This window comes from Microvirga splendida (assembly GCF_016427565.1).
In the GTDB taxonomy this organism is placed as follows: Bacteria; Pseudomonadota; Alphaproteobacteria; order Rhizobiales; family Beijerinckiaceae; genus Microvirga; species Microvirga splendida.
In genome coordinates, this window is the sequence record NZ_JAELXT010000012.1 from 13,124 (window position 1) to 29,959 (window position 16,836).

Genomic DNA, 16,836 nt, shown 5'->3' on the forward strand with positions numbered 1-16,836 from the left:
ATCTTATGCCCTCGCCAGCTTCTGGCGCGTGAAGAGATGCGCCACCAGGCGCCGGAACAATCCGTCGAGCGCGCCCGCAAACAGGATGATGATGCCGCCGATCACCACCACCATGTCGCGGGTGATGGCCGGCTGCTCGAAGGCGAGCTCCGCGCCGCCCTGATAGAGAATGCCGAACAGCAGCGAAGCCAGGATGATGCCCACCGGATGCGCGCGCCCCATGAGCGCCACCGCGATGCCGACGAAGCCGTAGCCGGAGGTGAACTCCAGCAGCAGGCGATGCTGGTAGCCCATCAGCTCGTTGACCGCGAGGCCGCCGGCGAGCGCCCCGGACAGCACCATGGCGATGATGATGATGCGCGCCGGCGAGATGCCGGCATAGACCGCGGCGCTCGGGTTCGAGCCGACGACACGGATCGCAAAGCCGAGGCGCGAGCGGTAGATGAGTAGCCAGACGAAATAGGCCGCAGCCAGCGCCAGCACCAGCGTGAGGTTGAGCTGCGAGTTCGGGATCTCGACGCCGAAGGCGGCGAACACGTCGTGCATGAACGGGATGTACGACTGCTCGGGAAAGGCCCGCGTCTCCGGGTTCATGGATTGCGGCTCGCGCAGCACGTTCACGAGCAGGTAGACGATCAGCACGCTGGCGAGCCAGTTGAACATGATCGTCGTGATGACGATGTGGCTGCCGCGCTTGGCCTGCAGATAGCCCGGAATGGCGGCCCACATGGCCCCGAAGGCCGCAGCGCCCAGGATGCCGAGCGGGATGAGCAGGAAGCCCGGCAGGAAGGTGAAGTTGTTCAGCACCAGCGCGATGCCGAGGCCCGCGAGCGTCGCCTGTCCCTCGCCGCCGATGTTGAACAGCCCCGCATGGAAGGCGACCGCCACGGCGAGGCCGACGAAGATGAAGTCGGTCATGTAGAACAGGGTGAAGCCGAGTCCCTCCCCGGTGCCGAGGCTGCCCTGGAGCAGCCAGCGGGTGGCCGTCAGCGGGTTTTCGCCGATGGCGAGCACGACGAGGCCGGCAACGAGGAAAGCCGCCGTCACGGAGATGGCGGGCACGAGAACCGTATCGGCCCATCTGGGCAGGTCGAGGGGAGCACTCACGTCTGAGAATCCGGCAGGAACAGGTGGCCCTGTTCGTCGAGAGGGAAGGACGGGTTCCAGGCCACCTCCCAGAGGTGCCCGTCGGGATCGGCGAAATAGCCCGAATAGCCGCCCCAGAACACATCCTGCAGCGGCTTGACCGGGCGTGCGCCGGCCTTCACGGCCAGGGCGAAGACTGCGTCGGCCTCCTCCCTGGAGTGAGCGTTGTAGGCCAGCGTGATGGCGGCAAAGCCGGTGGGCCTGTCCTCGACGCCGGCATCCTTGGCGAGATCGGCGCGCCCGAAGAGGGCGAGCGCCAGACCGTTCGCCTGATAGAAGGCGACGCTGGGCTGGCTGGCGGAGGACGCCTTCCAGCCCCAGGCTTCGTAGAAGGCGCGGGACTTCGCAAGGTCGGCAACGCCGAGGGTGACGAGGGTCAGTCGCGGCTGCATCAGGCGGCCTCGTCCACGACGCCGGCCATGAGCAGGCCGAGCTCCTGCTCGTTGGTCTGGGAAGCCTTGCGCTCGCCCGTGATCTTGCCGCCGCACATGGTGAGGATGCGGTCGGACAGGTTCATGATCTCGTCCAGCTCCACCGAGACGAGCAGGATGGCGACGCCCGCGTCGCGCAGGGCGATCAGGCGGCTGTGGATGAACTCGATGGCCCCGATATCGACGCCGCGGGTCGGCTGACCGACGAGCAGCACCTTCGGGTTGCGCTCGATCTCGCGGGCGAGCACGATCTTCTGCTGGTTGCCGCCGGAGAATTTCGACGATGTCAGCCGCGGCGCCGGCGGGCGCACGTCGTACTGCTCCATCTTCTGCGCCAGATCCGCAATGAGGCGGTCGTGATCGAGGATGGGGCCGCGGCCGAGATGCGGCTCGTGGCTGAAGCCGAGGATGGCGCTCTCGAAAGCCGGGAAAGCCGGCACGAGCCCCATGCGCAGCCGGTCTTCCGGCACATGGAGCAGGCCGAGCTGGCGCATGCGGTGCGGATTGTGCCCCCTGGAACGGATCGCCTGGCCTTCAAGCCTGATCGAGCCCAGCACGGGCTGGCGCATGCCGGCGATGGCCTCGAGCAGCTCGCTCTGGCCGTTGCCCGCGACACCGGCGATGCCGACGATTTCGCCCGCCCGGACGGTGAAGGAGGCGTTGGCCACGCGCAGCACGCCGCGCGGATCGACGACGGAGAGGTTCTCGACCTCCAGCAGCGGCGCGCCGGGCGTCTTCTCCGCCTTCTCGACGCGCAGGAGCACGCGCCGGCCCACCATCAGCTCGGCGAGTTCCGGCGGCGAGGTTTCGGCGGTCTCGACGGTCGCCACCATCTCGCCGCGGCGCATGACCGAGACGCGATCCGTGATGGCCATGATCTCGCGCAGCTTGTGGGTGATGAGGATGACGGTCTTGCCCTGCTCCTTCAGGGAGCGCAGCAGGCCGAACAGCGCATCGGCCTCCGGCGGCGTGAGCACGGCGGTGGGCTCGTCGAGAATGAGGATATCCGCGCCGCGATAGAGCGCCTTCAGAATTTCAACACGCTGCTGCAGGCCCACGGAGAGGTCACCCACGGTGGCGTCCACGTCGATCTCGAGGCCGTAATCCTGGGCGAGCCGGGCCAGCTCCGCACGCACCTTGGCCTCGCCGGCCCGCAGCATGGCGCCGCCTTCGGCGCCGAGCATCACGTTCTCGACCACGCTCAGGGGCTCCACCAGCATGAAGTGCTGGTGCACCATGCCGATGCCGGCCTGGATGGCGTCGTCGGGAGAGCGGATGGCAATGGGCTTGCCGTTGACCCGGACCTCGCCGGAATCCGCCTCGTAGAAGCCGTACAGGATCGACATGAGCGTCGACTTGCCTGCGCCGTTCTCGCCGACGATGCCGTGGATCGTGCCGCGCGCGACGGAGAGGTTCACGTCCTTGTTGGCGTGAACGGCACCGAAGCTCTTGTTGATGGCAATGAGTTCAATGGCGGGGGACATCGGCCTCAAGGTGGGTTGTCCGGCAACGGAAAAATCGGGCGGGATCTTATCGGAAAATCCGCCGACCCCAAAAAGGAAACGGCCGCAGGCCCTCTCTCGAGGAGCCTGCGGCCGGAGCGATGCGTCAGATTACACCGGGCACTTGGAGTCCGACATGTAGTCGTGGACCTTGATGGCGCCGGACTTGATGTCGGCGGCGGCCTTGTCGGCGGCGGCCTTCATCTCGGGGGTGATGAGCGGCTTGTTGTGCTCGTCGAGCGCCCAGGCCACGCCGTCCTCCTTGAGGCCGAGCACGGACACGCCCGGCTTGAAGGTGCCCTTCTTGGCCTGGTCGAAGGCGTTGTAGGTGGCGACATCCACGCGCTTGACCATGGAGGTCAGCACCTTGCCCGGGTGCATGCCGTTCTGGTTCGAGTCGACACCGATGCCGAGCTTGCCCGCGTCGGCGGCCGCGCGCAGCACGCCCACGCCGGTGCCGCCGGCCGCATGGTAGATCACGTCGGCGCCGCGATCGATCTGGCCCTTGGCGAGCTCGCCGCCCTTCACCGGATCGTTCCAGGCCGCACCCGTGGTGCCGGTCATGTTCTGGAACACTTCGGTCTTCGGATCGGCGTGCTTGGCGCCCTGCACGTAGCCGCAGGCGAACTTGCGGATGAGCGGGATGTCCATGCCGCCCACGAAGCCGACCTTGTCGGTCTTGGAGGCCATGGCGGCCAGGAGGCCGACCAGGAACGAGCCCTCATGCTCCTTGAACACGACGGACTGCACGTTCGGCTTCTCGACCACGGCGTCGATGATGGCGAACTGGGTCTTCGGGAACTCCTCGGCGACCTTCTTCAGCGCGGTCTCCTGGGAGAAGCCCACGGCCAGGATCGGCGAGAAGCCGTCGCGGGCGAAGCGGCGCAGGGCCTGCTCACGCTGCGCGTCGTTCTGCGGCTCGAAATCGCGGTAATCGGTGCCGGTGTCCTTCTTGTACTTCTCGGCGCCGGTGTGGACGCCCTCGTTGAAGGACTTGTCGAACTTGCCGCCGAGATCGTAGACGATCGCGGGCTTGAAGGCCGGAGCCTGAGCGAAGGCAAAGGAAGCGGAAAAGGCGAGGCCCGCGAGCGCGAGGCCGAACTTGGTTACTGTCATCGGCTTTGTTCCCTGTTAGACGCCGGCTTATCGGCCGGTTGCCCCATGACGATGGCACGGCAAGGGTCACAACGCCAAGGCCTCTGTCAAGGCGGCATGTTATTTCCTTCACGGAAAGGTTGATAGCCTGCTCCGTTCCCGTAAGGTCACAGGATGTCCTTGAGCCCTGACGAAATCGACCGCTATGCCCGCCACCTCGTTCTGAGAGACGTCGGCGGGCCGGGGCAGCAGAAGCTGAAAGCCGCTCGCGTTCTCGTGATCGGCGCCGGCGGCCTGGGCGCGCCGCTGATCCAGTACCTCGCCGCAGCCGGGATCGGCACCCTCGGGATCGTGGACGACGACGCGGTGAGCCTCTCCAACCTGCAGCGGCAGGTGATCCACGGAACCCCGGATCTCGGCCGTCCCAAGGTGGAGAGCGCGGCGGAGGCGGTCCGGCGGCTCAACCCGCATGTGGCGGTGGAGGCCCATGCCACGCGCCTGACGCCAGGGAATGTCCGGGAGCTGGTCGGCCGCTACGACATCGTGGCCGACGGCTCGGATAATTTCGACACCCGCTATGCGGTGTCGGATGCCTGCTTCTTCGAGAAGAAGCCTCTGGTGACGGCTGCCTTGGGGCAGTTCGACGCCTCGCTCACCACGATCCGGGCGCACGAGACCGGCCCGGACGGCCGTCCGAACCCCACCTATCGCTGCCTCTTCCCCTCCCCGCCCCCGCTCGGCGCGATCCCGGCCTGCGCCGAGGCCGGCGTCCTGGGGGCGCTCGCCGGCGTCATGGGCAGCCTGATGGCCATGGAGGTGATCCGGGAAATCGTGGGCTTCGGCGAGAGCCTCGTCGGGCGGCTGCTCATGGTCGATGCCCGCTCCATGCGGTTCGACACATTCCGCTACGGATGGGACGAGGGGAACCCGTTGAGCGGCACAGGCGCGCCTTAACCCTCTCCCCTCTGCGGGAGAGGGTGACCTGCAAAGCAGGTCAGGAGAGGGGGGCGTGCCTATCACCGACGCCCCCTCTCCCGGCTCACTCCGTTCGCCACCCTCCCCCGCACCCAAGTCGGAAATTTCCGACTTGGGCACAAGGAATGTCCAGATCGGGAACACCCGATCTGGATGGGGGGAGGGTCACGCGTTCTACGAGCGCAGCACCGCGCCGGTCTTCTTCGACACCTCGCCGACGATCTTGGCGGACACCGCCTCGATCTCCACGTCGGTGAGCGTCTTCTCCGTGGGCTGGAGCGTAACAGCGATGGCCACGGACTTCTTGTCCGGGTCGATGCCGGTGCCCTCGTAGATGTCGAACACGTCGACGCCCACGATGAGCTGGCGCTCCGCTCCTTGCGCCGCCTTCACGATGTCGCCGGCCGCCACGTCGCGGCCGACCACGAAGGCGAAGTCGCGGGTGAGCGGCTGGAAGTCGGGCAGATTCAGCTTCGGCTTCATCTTGGTCGGCTTCGCCTTGGGCGGCGGCAGCGCGTCGAGATTGAGCTCGAAGGCCACCAGCGGACCCTTCAGGTCGAGGGCTTTCAGCACCTTCGGGTGAACCTCGCCGAAAGCGCCGACCACGTTCTTGGGCCCGAACTGCAGGGTGCCCGAACGACCGGGATGGAACCAGGCCGGCCCGCCGGCCACGATCTGGAGACCGCCCGAGGGGATGCCGAGCGCCGCCAGCAGCGCCAGCACGTCGGCCTTGGCGTCGAAGGCGTCGACGCTCTGCGCGCCGCCGTCCCAGTGACGGCCCACGCCTTCGGCCCGTGCCGTGCCACGGCGCACGGCCGCTGCCTTGATCGACTGGCCCTCAGGCTCGTCCGACGCGAAGGTCTGGCCGACCTCGAACAGAGCCACGTCGCCGAGGCCGCGATCCGCGTTGCGCTGCGCCGCCTTCAGGAGGCCGGGCAGCAGGGATGGGCGCATGTCGGAGAGCTCGGCCGCGATGGGATTGGCGAGCGCCAGCCGCTCATCGCCGCCGCCGAACAGCTCCGCCTCGCTCTTGGCGATGAAGGACCAGGTGACGGCCTCCACCAGACCGCGCACCGCGAGCGACCGGCGGGCTAGCCGCGTGCGCTTCTGGATCAGGGTCAGGATAGGCTTGGCAACCACGTCTTCGAGGCGGGGCAAGGGCTTGGGCTCGATGCGGTCGACGCCGGCGATGCGGATGACTTCCTCGACGAGATCGGCCTTGCCCTCGATGTCCGGGCGCCAGGACGGAGCCGTGACGCTGACGCGCTCGCCCGAGCCCTGCACCTGGAAGCCGAGCTTCTTCAGGATCTGCTCGGACTCGGAAGGCTGCACGTCGAGACCCGACAGGCGCGGCACCTCGCTCCAGGGGAACTCGATCACGCGCGTCGCCTCCGGCACCTTGCCGGCAATCACGGCCTCGGTCGGCTCACCGCCGCACAGGTCGATGACCAACTGCGTGGCGAGATCGAGCCCCGGCACGGTGAAGGCCGGATCGACGCCACGCTCGAAGCGGTAGCGCGCATCGGTGATGATGCCGAGCTTGCGGCCCGACTGCGCGATGTTCAGCGGATCCCACAGGGCGGATTCGATCAGCACGTCGGTGGTGGTCTCGTCCGATCCGGAATGCTCGCCGCCCATGATGCCGGCGATGGATTCCACGCCGCTCTCGTCGGCGATCACCACGTTGCCGGAATCGAGCTTGTAGGTGCGCCCGTCGAGGGCCAGCACCTCCTCGCCCTCCTTTGCCCGGCGAATGGTGAGATTGCCCTTCACCTTCTTGAGGTCGAAGACGTGCAGCGGACGGCCGCGATCGAAGGTGAAGTAGTTGGTGATGTCCACCAGGGCGTTGATCGGGCGAAGGCCGATGGCGAGCAGGCGGCGCTGCATCCAGTCCGGCGACGGGCCGTTCTTCACGCCGCGCACGAGGCGCAGCGCGAAGGCCGGGCAGAGCTTCGCGTCCTCGCCCGAGAAATCGAGCGTCACGGAGACCGGGCAGGCGCCCTTGCCCTGGACGGGCGTAACAGTGTCATTCTTGAGGGTGCCGAGGCCGGCGGCCGCGAGATCGCGGGCGATGCCGTGGATCGACGTGCAATCCGGGCGGTTCGGCGTCAGGTTGATCTCGATCACCGGATCGTCGAGCCCGGCATAGGCCGCGTAGGGCTGCCCCACCGGCGCATCCTCGGGCAGGTCGATAATGCCGTCGTGATCGTCGGAGATCTCAAGCTCGGAGCCCGAGCACAGCATGCCCTTGCTCTCGACGCCGCGGATGGTGCCGACGCCCAGCGTAATGTTCTTGCCCGGAATGTAGGTGCCGGGCGGCGCGAACACGCTCTTCATGCCGGTGCGGGCGTTGGGCGCGCCGCAGACGACCTGGATCGGGTCCCCCTCGCCCGTATCGACCATGCACACGCGCAGGCGGTCGGCATTGGGGTGCTGCACGGCGGAGACCACATAGGCGACCTTGTATGGCGCCAGCGCCTTCGCCTTGTCCTCCACACCCTCGACCTCGAGGCCGATGCGGGTGAGCGTCTCGACGATCTCGTCGAAGGAGGCCGAGGTCTCGAGGTGATCCTTGAGCCAGGAGAGAGTGAATTTCATGACACTGTTCCTTGAGTGTCATCCCGGACTGGCGGGGCCAGATCCGGGATCGTGATCAGAATGGGGTGCCTTCTCGTCTTGCGATCCCGGCTCTTCGCGATGCTTCGGCCGGGATGACGCTCAAGACGTGAGGCCGCTGACGAGGCTCGGGATGTCGAGCGGGCGGAAGCCGTAATGGTTCAGCCAGCGCACATCGGCCTCGAAGAAGGGGCGCAGGTCCGGCATGCCGTATTTGAGCATGGCGATGCGGTCGATCCCCATGCCCCAGGCGAAGCCCTGGTACTCGTCCGGGTCGAGCCCGCAATTGCGCAGCACGTTCGGATGGACCATGCCGCAGCCCAGGATCTCGAGCCAGTCGGTGCCCTCGCCGAAGCGGATCTCGCCGCCCTTGCGCGAGCACTGGATGTCGACCTCGGCGGACGGCTCCGTGAAGGGGAAGAAGGACGGGCGGAACCGCATCTTCACCTGATCGACCTCGAAGAAGGCCTTGCAGAACTCCTCCAGGATCCACTTCATGTGCGCGATGTTGGCCTGCTTGTCGATGACGAGGCCTTCCACCTGGTGGAACATCGGCGTGTGGGTCTGGTCGGAGTCGTGCCGGTAGGTCCGGCCCGGGATGATCACCCGGATCGGCGGTGCCTTGGAGGTCATGGTGCGGATCTGGACCGGCGAGGTGTGCGTGCGCAGCACCTTGCGCTCGCCCTTCTCATCGGGGGCAAGGAAGAAGGTGTCGTGCATCTCGCGGGCCGGATGGCCCTCGGGGAAGTTCAGCGCCGTGAAGTTGAGATAGTCGGTCTCGATATCCGGCCCCTCGGCCACGGAGAAGCCCATGTCGGCGAAGATCGCCGTCAGCTCCTCGATCACCTGGCTGATCGGGTGGATGCGGCCGCGGGATTCGGGAGCCTCGGGCGCCTGCAGCGTCACGTCGATGCGCTCGGCGGCAAGCCGGGCTTCGAGCGCTGCTCCGGCCAGCGTCTCCTTCTTGGCTGCGATGGCGCCCTGCACGGTGTCGCGCAGGCCGTTGATGAGCGGGCCACGTTCTTTCCGTTCCTCGGGCGTCATGGCCCCGAGGGTCTTCAGCAATTCGGAGACGGAGCCCTTCTTGCCGAGCGCGGACACGCGCACGGTTTCCAGGGCCGCTTCGTCGCCGGCGGCCTCGACCTGGGTGAGCAGGTCACGTTCGAGTTGGTTGAGATCGGTCATCGGTCCCTGGCCAGATGCAAGCGCCACATGAGAGGCGCCCTGAGTGAGGCGCGGCGCGGGAACCGTCAAGTCGTCCGAGCCGCGAAATGGCAACCGACAGCGCGGGGCCGTCAGCGCGGGTGGTCTCGGAGAAGGGGGAGAAGGCGGTGCGGCTGAACGAGCCAGCCGCACCGAAAGCTAGTCTATCCGGCTTTTAGGCGGCCTGCTGCGGCAGGGCGGCCTTGGCGCGCTCCACGTAGGCGGCGAAAGCCGCCGGCTCGTGGATGGCCAGCTCGGACAGGACCTTGCGATCGACCTCGATCCCAGCCTTGCCGAGACCGTCGATAAATCGGGAATAGGTCATGTCATGCATGCGGACAGCGGCATTGAGGCGCTGGATCCACAGAGCGCGGAAGGTGCGCTTCTTGTTGCGACGGTCGCGCGTCGCATACTGCATGCTCTTCTCGACCGCCTGCTTGGCAATGCGGATCGTATTCTTGCGGCGGCCGTAGAAGCCCTTGGCTGCCTTGAAAACCTTCTTGTGCTTGGCGTGAGATGTTACGCCACGTTTGACGCGGGCCATTTAAAAAACTCCTTCAAAATCCGGGATGTGGGAAGAAACGCCTCAGCCGTTGGGCAGGAAGTACTTCTTCACGTTGTACGCATCACCCTCGAACATGGTCGTGGTGCCGCGCAGGTTGCGGATCTGCTTGTTGGTCCGCTTGATCATCCCGTGGCGCTTGCCGGCCTGGGCGTAAACGACCTTGCCGGTGCCAGTGATCTTGAAGCGCTTTTTCGCGCCAGACTTCGTCTTCAGCTTGGGCATTTGGCTCTCCTTTGGACAGGCCTCGGGAGCGGTAGAACCGCCCCTCGGCCTTTTCATTGCTGCATTGAGCAAAACAAACCGCCACGGCAGCCCTAACGGCCGGGCGGTTCGATGAAGGCGGCCTTATGACAGAAGGCCGCCCAAAAAGCAATGGCCGCCGGTGCCCCGACGGCCATGAATTTCTCTGTTCAAGGAGCGCTTTAGCGCGGCGCCAGGACCATGACGACCTGACGGCCCTCGAAGTTCGGCTCCATCTCGACCTTGGCGATATCGCCCACATCGGCCTTGACCCGGTCCAGGACCTTCAGGCCCAGGGACTGGTGGGCCATTTCGCGACCGCGGAAGCGCAGGGTGATCTTCACCTTGTTGCCTTCCTCGAAGAAGCCCTTCATGGCCTTCATCTTGACCTCGTAATCGTGGTCATCGATGCCGGGACGCAGCTTGATTTCCTTGACCTCGACCGTCTTCTGCTTCTTGCGCGCCTCAGCGGCCTTCTTCTGCTCCAGAAAGCGGAATTTGCCGTAATCGAGGATCTTGCAGACGGGGGGGGTTGCGTTCGGCGAGATCTCCACGAGATCGAGGCCCGCGTCTTCAGCAACCTTCAGGGCATCGAAGAAGGGAACCACGCCCCGGTTCTGCCCTGCATCGTCGATCAGCTGCACTTCGCGGACACCGCGAATGTCTCGGTTGGCGCGCGGTCCGTCCTTTTGCGGCACCGGCATGGCTCTCATTGGTCTGCGAATGGCTCGTATCTCCTGTTGAGGGCTTAAGCTGAGGATTGGAGATCCCGGGGGATCCCTGCTGTGCATGCTCAGCCTTGCCACGAATGATTCGACATTTCGCGCAAACGCGCGGGAAGTCAACTTGTTCTATGGGTAAATCGGCCCTCCAGGAGGGCGGAATAGACATCCAGCGTGCCGGCCACCATGCGTTCGAGGGAGAAATGCCGCTCCACATGCGCCCTGGCTCTCGCAGCCAAGGCGATTCTCGCGCTGGCTCCGAGGCCGAGCGCAGCGCCGACCGCCTCGGCCAGCGCATCCGCATCGCCGGCCGGGATGCGCCAACCCGTCCGCTCGTGCGGCTGGACCGCCGGCGGGGCCAGCACCGTCTCCGGCACGGCCCCGAGATCGGAGACCACCACGGGCGTGCCCATGGCCTGCGCCTCCACGGCCGAGCGCCCGAAGGCCTCCGGCTCGGTGGACGGCACGGTCACGACGGAGGCCGCCAGGAAAGCCGCCGGCATATCGGTGCAATGGCCGACCCGGCGCACGACGCCCTTGAGCTTCTTCGCGTCGATCAGGCTGTCGAGATCCTTCACATAGGAGCCCCGCCCCTGCGGATCGCCGGCCAGGATATAGGCGACATCGGCGAGGCCTGCATCGCGCAGTTTGGCAGCGGCCTCGATCAGCAGCTTCTGGCCCTTCCACCCAGTCAGGCGGGCGGCGAGCAGCACGACCCGCTCATGGGGCGCCACCTCCCAGGCCTTGCGCAGGGCCTCGACCCGCTCCGGCGCCACAGCGCGGGGCGAGAAGACGGAGAAGTCCGTGCCCCGGTGGAGCACCCGGATCCGCTCGCCGGCCTGGGGATAGACCGAGCGGATCAGCTCGCCCGTGTAGTGTGAATTGGCGATGACCGCATCGCCTCGGGCCATCACGGAATTGTAGAGGACCTTCACCGAGGAGCGGCCGGAATAGCTGCCGTGATAGGTGGTCACGAACGGGATGTTGAGGGAGCGCGCCGCCCCCAGACCGACCCAGGCCGGGGCCCGCGAGCGGGCATGCACCAGGGAGACCCGCTCGTCATGGCAGATCCGCGCGAGCTTTCGCACGTTGAGAAGCATGGAAAATGGGTTCTTCGTCGCGGCCGGAAAGGGAATCCAGATGCCGCCCTTGGTCTGGAGCTCTCCGACAAGGCGACCGCCTTCCGTCGCCACCAGCGCCCTGGCACCGGCATGAACCAGCCCCTCGGCGATGTCCACGGTGGTGCGCTCCGCCCCTCCCGCCTCGAGTTCGGGGACGATCTGAAGAATGGTCCGGCCCGCCAGCGGGTGCAGGTGGGAGGACGGAAATGCCATCCCTCCGCCGGGTCGCGATGAAAAACTCACGGAAGTCAGAGCCTTCTCAAAAGAATCGTCCCAAAGAATCGTCTATGACGCTTGCTTCAAAGCAGTTGAGGATGAGTTAACCATGCCGCAAAGCGTCACGGTCGGCCAGGATGCCCGCCCTATCGCCGTTCTCGCCCGGGAGGGCAAGGGCCCGCCCGTGGTCTGGCTCGGAGGCTTCATGTCGGACATGCGGGCCACCAAGGCCACCGCCCTCGACGAATGGGCCGAACGGAACGGCCGCGCCTTCGTGCGCTTCGATTACAGCGGCCATGGCGAATCGGGCGGCGCCTTCGAGGAAGGCACGATCTCCCGCTGGCTCGAGGATGCGCTCGCGGTCATCGAGCGCTTCGTCCGGGAGCGGCCGGTTCTCGTCGGCTCGTCGATGGGCGGCTGGATCAGCCTTCTGGCGGCCCGCCATCTCATGGACAGAGGGCCGGACCTCGCCCCCGCCGGCATGGTGCTGATCGCGCCTGCCGTGGACATGACCGAGCGGCTGATGTGGGAGCGCTTTCCCGAAGACCTGAAGCGGAGCATCCAGGAGACGGGCGTCTTTCACCGCCCTTCCGCCTATTCCGACGATCCCTACCCCATCACCTTGGGGTTGATCGAGGACGGCCGCGATCACCTGTTGCTCGACCGGCCGATCCAGACCGGCTGCCCGGTGCATATCCTGCAGGGGATGGAGGATCCCGACGTGCCCTGGAGCCATGCGATGGAACTGGTGGAGCACCTGCCGGGAGACAGCGTATCGCTCACGCTGATCAAAGACGGAGACCACCGGCTCTCGCGACCGGAGGACATAGAGCGGTTGATCGCAGCCGTCGCGGCCATTGCTTGAGAGTGATTAGGTGGTGAGCCTAGTGCAGGCTCACCATCGTCAGGTCATGCGCCCAGGCGTTGGCCACGGCCGCATCGTGGTTGTCGGTCAGCAGGATGGGTTCGCCGCTGGCGGACAGGAGCGCGAAGAGGCGCATGCCGGGCTCGAGCTTGGGAGCCTGGGGAAACAGCCGGGCGACCTCGTCGGACTCGATGGGCTTCACATAGGCCATCTGCCCCAGGCCCAGAGCGGCGAGCTCGGCCATATCGAGGACCGGCTCGTGATGGTTCTTGATCTCGAAGTTCATGGACATCTCCTTTCAGTCGATGCCGTCACACATTGTCCGGAGCGCTGATGTCGATCTTGCGGACGATCCGCTCCGGCTCGGGCCGGACGAGATCGATCGACAGCAATCCGTTGGACAAGTCCGCGCCCATGACCTCCATGCCGTCGACGAGGAGGAAGGTACGCTGGAACTGACGCGCGGCGATGCCGCGATGAAGGAAGTGCCTTGTCTTGTCGTCGGACTGGCGCCCCCGGATGACGAGCTGGTTTTCCTCCAGGGTCACCTCCAGCTGATCGCGGGTGAAACCGGCCACGGCCAGGGTGATGCGGAGGCGCTCGGGGGCGCTTTCCGTGCGAGCCAGACGCTCGATGTTGTAGGGCGGGTAGCCGTCCCCTGCCGCCTTGGCGACCCGATCGAGCGCCTGCTCGATCTCGTCGAAGCCTAACAGAAACGGATGCCCGAAGGGCGACTGACGCGACATGTTCGAAGCCCAAGGTTAGAGGCACTTCGGTTGGTTCTGAGCCCGCCGATGCGGCACTCAAGTGGCTCGCAAACGAGCCGCTGTCAGCAATATGGATACGGCGTCCCGGCCGATCAAGACCCTGGCCAAGCCGCCCGGACAAGGGCCGGCTGTCACGGTAAACAGAGCGTGAGGAGCGGGCTTAGACCCGCCCGCGCCACCAGGCAACCTGCTCGGCCACCCGCACGGGTGACGTGCCGCCGAAGCTCGTCCGGGAGCGGACGGAGTTCTCGACGCCCAGCACGTCGTAGATGCCCTGGTGGATCTTGGGCTCGACCGCCTGCATGGCTTCGAGCGGCAGCTCCTCCAGGGTGCAGCCGCGGCTCTCCGCCTCGGACACGATGCGCCCGGTAATGTGGTGGGCGTCGCGGAAGGGGATGTTGAGGCTGCGCACGAGCCAGTCGGCAAGATCCGTCGCCGTGGAGAAGCCGGCGCCGGCCACGGCGGCCATGCGCTCGGGCACCGGCTCCAGGTCTCGGATCATGCCGGTCGTGGCGGCGAGCACGATCTCGAGGGTGTCGGCCGCATCGAAGACCTGCTCCTTGTCCTCCTGCATGTCCTTGGAATAGGCGAGCGGCAGGCCCTTCATGACGGTGAGCAGCGACACCAGAGAGCCGATGACCCGCCCGGACTTGCCGCGCACCAGTTCGGCGGCGTCCGGGTTGCGCTTCTGCGGCATCATGCTGGAGCCGGTGGTCCAGCGGTCTGGCAGGCGCACGAAGCCGAAGGGCGCTGACATCCAGATGATGATTTCTTCCGCAAGACGTGACAGATGCATGGCGCAGATGGAAGCCGCCGCCATGAACTCGATCAGGCTGTCCCGGTCGGACACGGTGTCGAGCGAATTGCGGGTCGGCCCGTCGAAGCCCAGCGCCTTAGCGGTCATATGCCGGTCGATGGGGAAGGACGTCCCGGCGAGCGCGCCGGCGCCGAGCGGGCACTCGTTCAGGCGCCCGCGGGAATCCCGGATGCGGCTGCGGTCGCGGCCGAACATCTCCACATAGGCCATAAGGTGGTGCCCGAAGGTCACCGGCTGGGCGCTCTGGAGATGGGTGAAGCCCGGCATCACGGTGGCGGCATGGGCCTCGGCCTTGTCGAGGAGGGCCTTGATCAGACTGGTGAGCTGCTCGTCCGTCCGGTCATGGGCCTCGCGCACCCAGAGGCGGATGTCGGTGGCCACCTGGTCGTTGCGGCTGCGGGCCGTATGGAGGCGGGCTGCCGGATCGCCGACGATCTCGCGAAGCCTGCTCTCCACGTTCATGTGGATGTCCTCCAGCGCCGTGGAGAAGCTGAAGGAGCCGGACTCGATCTCGCCCAGCACACGCTGGAGCCCCTGGTGGATGGCGTCCCGGTCGCTCTCGGCGATGATGCCCTGCCTGGCCAGCATGGTGCTGTGGGCGATGGAGCCCTGGACGTCCTGGGAGGCCAGCCGCTTGTCGAAATCGATGGAGGCGTTGATGGCTTCCATGAGCGCGCTGGGCGAGGACGAGAACCGCCCGCCCCACATGGAGTTGGCACCCGGTTTCTTGGCTTCTTCAGACACTGTGCTTCATCCGATCGAGAGGGTCCAGGAGCCTTTGCCACACTTTACCTCTTCAGGCCAAGCCGGATCGCTGCCCGGCCGCTGGGCAGGCTGAACAAAGGCCTTGCACACTTTGCCAGTTTAAAACCAGTTACTAGACTCGACATCGCTTGTATGATTTGCATTCATACTGGCGCAACAAAAAGCGCTCAGAGCGCTCCAAGGGAATGGCCAATGAAACGACTTCCGAAAATTCTCCTATCCGCTGCCCTGGTTGCCACCATGGCAACCTCTTTTACTGCCGTTAAGGCAGCCACCCCGCCGGACACCCTGGTCCAGGCCTGGCAGATCGACGATATCATCACGCTCGATCCGGCCGAGGTGTTCGAGTTCACTGCCGCCGAACTCATGGGCAACACCTATGAGCGCCTGATCAACTACGATCCCAAGGACGTGTCGAAGATCTACGGCGAGGTAGCCGAGTCCTGGACCGTCTCTCCCGACGGCAAGACCTTCACCTTCAAGATCAAGCCCGGCAAGAAGTTCGCCTCGGGCAACCCGCTGACTGCCGAGGATGTCGTGTTCTCGCTCCAGCGCGCAGTTCTGCTCGACAAGTCCCCAGCCTTCATTCTCGGCCAGTTCGGCCTGACGAAGGACAACGTGAAGGACAAGATCAAGCAGACCGGCCCCATGGAACTCACCATGGAAGTAGACAAGGCCTATGCCCCCACCTTTGTTCTCTATGCGCTGACGTCCACGGTTGCCTCCGTGGTCGACAAGAAGCTCGTGATGCAGAACGAGAAGGACGGCGACCTGGGTTATAATTGGCTCAAGACGCATTATGCCGGCTCCGGCCCGTTCTCGATCCGCGACTGGAAGGCGAACGAGGTCGTCGTTCTCGAGCGCAACCCGAACTACGTGAAGCCGACTCCGCTCGCCCGCGTGATCGTCCGTCACATCAAGGAGACGGCCACACAGCGCATCCTTCTCGAGAAGGGCGACGTCGACATGGCTCGCAACCTGAACCCTGAAGAACTCACGGCCGTTGCGAAGAATCCCGACATCGAGGTCGAGTCCGGTGCGAAGGGTGGCGTCTGGTATCTCGGCCTCAACCAGAAGAACCCGAACCTGGCGAAGCCCGAGGTCCGCAAGGCGCTCAAATATCTCGTGGATTATTCGGCGATTGCCGACACGATCATGAAGAACAAGGGCGAGGTTCACCAGTCCTTCCTGCCGAAGGGCTTCCTCGGCTCGGTGTCCGACACGCCCTATAAGCTCGACGTAGCGAAGGCCAAGGAGCTTCTGGCCAAGGCCGGTCTGAAGGACGGCTTCACGGTCACCATGGACACCCGATCGACCGCCGAGGTGACAGGCATCGCGCAGGCACTGCAGCAGACTTTCGCTCAGGCCGGCGTGAAGCTCGAAATCATCCCGGGCGACGGCAAGCAGACCCTGACCAAGTACCGCGCCCGCCAGCACGACATCTATATCGGCCGCTGGGGCGCGGACTATCAGGACCCGAACACCAATGCCGATACCTTCGCGGCGAACGAGGACAACTCGGACGACGCCAAGGCGAAGCCGCTGGCCTGGCGCAATGCCTGGGATCCGGGCCCGCTGACGGCCAAGACCCGCGCCGCCGTGCTGGAGCGTGACAGCGAGAAGCGCGCTCAGATGTACAAGGAACTGCAGCAGTCGGTTCTCGATGACGGTCCGTTCGTGGTGTTCCTGCAGGAAATCGAGAACGTGGCCATGCGCAAGAATGTCGACGGCTTCATTCTCGGCCCGTCCTTCGACACCAACAGCTACGCTCAAGTCACGAAGAAATAATC

The 16,836-nt window shown here is 65.6% G+C and carries 16 protein-coding genes; 3 read left to right on the forward strand and 13 right to left on the reverse strand.

The annotated features are described in order from the left end of the window. Nucleotides 1-3: 3 nt before the first annotated feature. The 4 genes from JAO75_RS13015 to JAO75_RS13030 form a co-directional block, all read right to left on the reverse strand. Nucleotides 4-1,107: an ABC transporter permease subunit gene (locus JAO75_RS13015; protein ID WP_199049574.1), complete on the reverse strand. Its 1,104-nt coding sequence runs from the start codon at nt 1,105-1,107 to the stop codon at nt 4-6. Then, on the reverse strand, nt 1,104-1,538 hold the full coding sequence (locus JAO75_RS13020) for a VOC family protein (protein ID WP_199049575.1): 435 nt from the start codon (nt 1,536-1,538) through the stop codon (nt 1,104-1,106). The genes JAO75_RS13015 and JAO75_RS13020 overlap by 4 nt, the downstream gene beginning before the upstream one ends. Next, nucleotides 1,538-3,061: an ABC transporter ATP-binding protein gene (locus tag JAO75_RS13025; protein WP_199049576.1), complete on the reverse strand. Its 1,524-nt coding sequence runs from the start codon at nt 3,059-3,061 to the stop codon at nt 1,538-1,540. The genes JAO75_RS13020 and JAO75_RS13025 overlap by 1 nt, the downstream gene beginning before the upstream one ends. Before the next feature lie 129 nt (nt 3,062-3,190). Next, nucleotides 3,191-4,195: a BMP family lipoprotein gene (locus JAO75_RS13030; RefSeq protein ID WP_199049577.1), complete on the reverse strand. Its 1,005-nt coding sequence runs from the start codon at nt 4,193-4,195 to the stop codon at nt 3,191-3,193. Between the two features lie 153 nt (nt 4,196-4,348). On the opposite strand from JAO75_RS13030, the gene JAO75_RS13035 reads away from it, so the two are divergent. Beyond that, complete coding sequence (locus JAO75_RS13035; protein ID WP_199049578.1) at nt 4,349-5,128, forward strand: HesA/MoeB/ThiF family protein; 780 nt, start codon at nt 4,349-4,351, stop codon at nt 5,126-5,128. A gap of 195 nt (nt 5,129-5,323) precedes the next feature. Here JAO75_RS13035 and pheT read toward each other — a convergent pair whose 3' ends face one another. The 6 genes from pheT to JAO75_RS13065 form a co-directional block, all read right to left on the reverse strand. Further along, nucleotides 5,324-7,747 (reverse strand): phenylalanine--tRNA ligase subunit beta, encoded by a 2,424-nt coding sequence (gene pheT, locus JAO75_RS13040; RefSeq protein WP_199049579.1) that lies wholly within the window; start codon nt 7,745-7,747, stop codon nt 5,324-5,326. A 120-nt stretch (nt 7,748-7,867) separates the two neighbouring features. Continuing rightward, nucleotides 7,868-8,950, reverse strand: coding sequence for a phenylalanine--tRNA ligase subunit alpha (gene pheS, locus JAO75_RS13045; RefSeq protein WP_199049580.1), 1,083 nt, complete (start codon nt 8,948-8,950; stop codon nt 7,868-7,870). Nucleotides 8,951-9,143: 193 nt separating this feature from the next. Continuing rightward, entirely contained in the window at nt 9,144-9,512 is a 369-nt protein-coding gene (rplT, locus tag JAO75_RS13050; protein WP_190843054.1) for a 50S ribosomal protein L20, read from the reverse strand. A gap of 42 nt (nt 9,513-9,554) precedes the next feature. Beyond that, a complete protein-coding gene (gene rpmI, locus JAO75_RS13055; RefSeq protein ID WP_091138934.1) occupies nt 9,555-9,755 on the reverse strand; it encodes a 50S ribosomal protein L35 in 201 nt (66 codons plus the stop codon). A gap of 200 nt (nt 9,756-9,955) precedes the next feature. Further along, nucleotides 9,956-10,477, reverse strand: coding sequence for a translation initiation factor IF-3 (infC, locus tag JAO75_RS13060; RefSeq protein WP_246742485.1), 522 nt, complete (start codon nt 10,475-10,477; stop codon nt 9,956-9,958). A gap of 137 nt (nt 10,478-10,614) precedes the next feature. Next, complete coding sequence (locus JAO75_RS13065) at nt 10,615-11,829, reverse strand: glycosyltransferase family 4 protein (protein WP_199049582.1); 1,215 nt, start codon at nt 11,827-11,829, stop codon at nt 10,615-10,617. A gap of 112 nt (nt 11,830-11,941) precedes the next feature. On the opposite strand from JAO75_RS13065, the gene JAO75_RS13070 reads away from it, so the two are divergent. Beyond that, nucleotides 11,942-12,697: an alpha/beta hydrolase gene (locus JAO75_RS13070; RefSeq protein WP_199049583.1), complete on the forward strand. Its 756-nt coding sequence runs from the start codon at nt 11,942-11,944 to the stop codon at nt 12,695-12,697. Nucleotides 12,698-12,716: 19 nt separating this feature from the next. On the opposite strand, the gene JAO75_RS13075 is transcribed toward JAO75_RS13070, so the two are convergent. From JAO75_RS13075 to argH, 3 genes are all read right to left on the reverse strand, one after another. Next, nucleotides 12,717-12,983, reverse strand: a complete 267-nt coding sequence (locus tag JAO75_RS13075) for a BQ00720 family protein (RefSeq protein WP_199049584.1) — start codon at nt 12,981-12,983, stop codon at nt 12,717-12,719. A 25-nt stretch (nt 12,984-13,008) separates the two neighbouring features. Then, nucleotides 13,009-13,443, reverse strand: a complete 435-nt coding sequence (locus JAO75_RS13080; protein WP_199049585.1) for an Hsp20 family protein — start codon at nt 13,441-13,443, stop codon at nt 13,009-13,011. A 181-nt stretch (nt 13,444-13,624) separates the two neighbouring features. Further along, complete coding sequence (gene argH / locus JAO75_RS13085) at nt 13,625-15,025, reverse strand: argininosuccinate lyase (protein WP_425523183.1); 1,401 nt, start codon at nt 15,023-15,025, stop codon at nt 13,625-13,627. A 261-nt stretch (nt 15,026-15,286) separates the two neighbouring features. Here argH and JAO75_RS13090 point away from each other — a divergent pair, with 261 nt between their 5' ends. Continuing rightward, a complete protein-coding gene (locus tag JAO75_RS13090) occupies nt 15,287-16,834 on the forward strand; it encodes an ABC transporter substrate-binding protein (RefSeq protein WP_246742486.1) in 1,548 nt (515 codons plus the stop codon). The last annotated feature ends 2 nt before the right edge of the window (nt 16,835-16,836 follow it).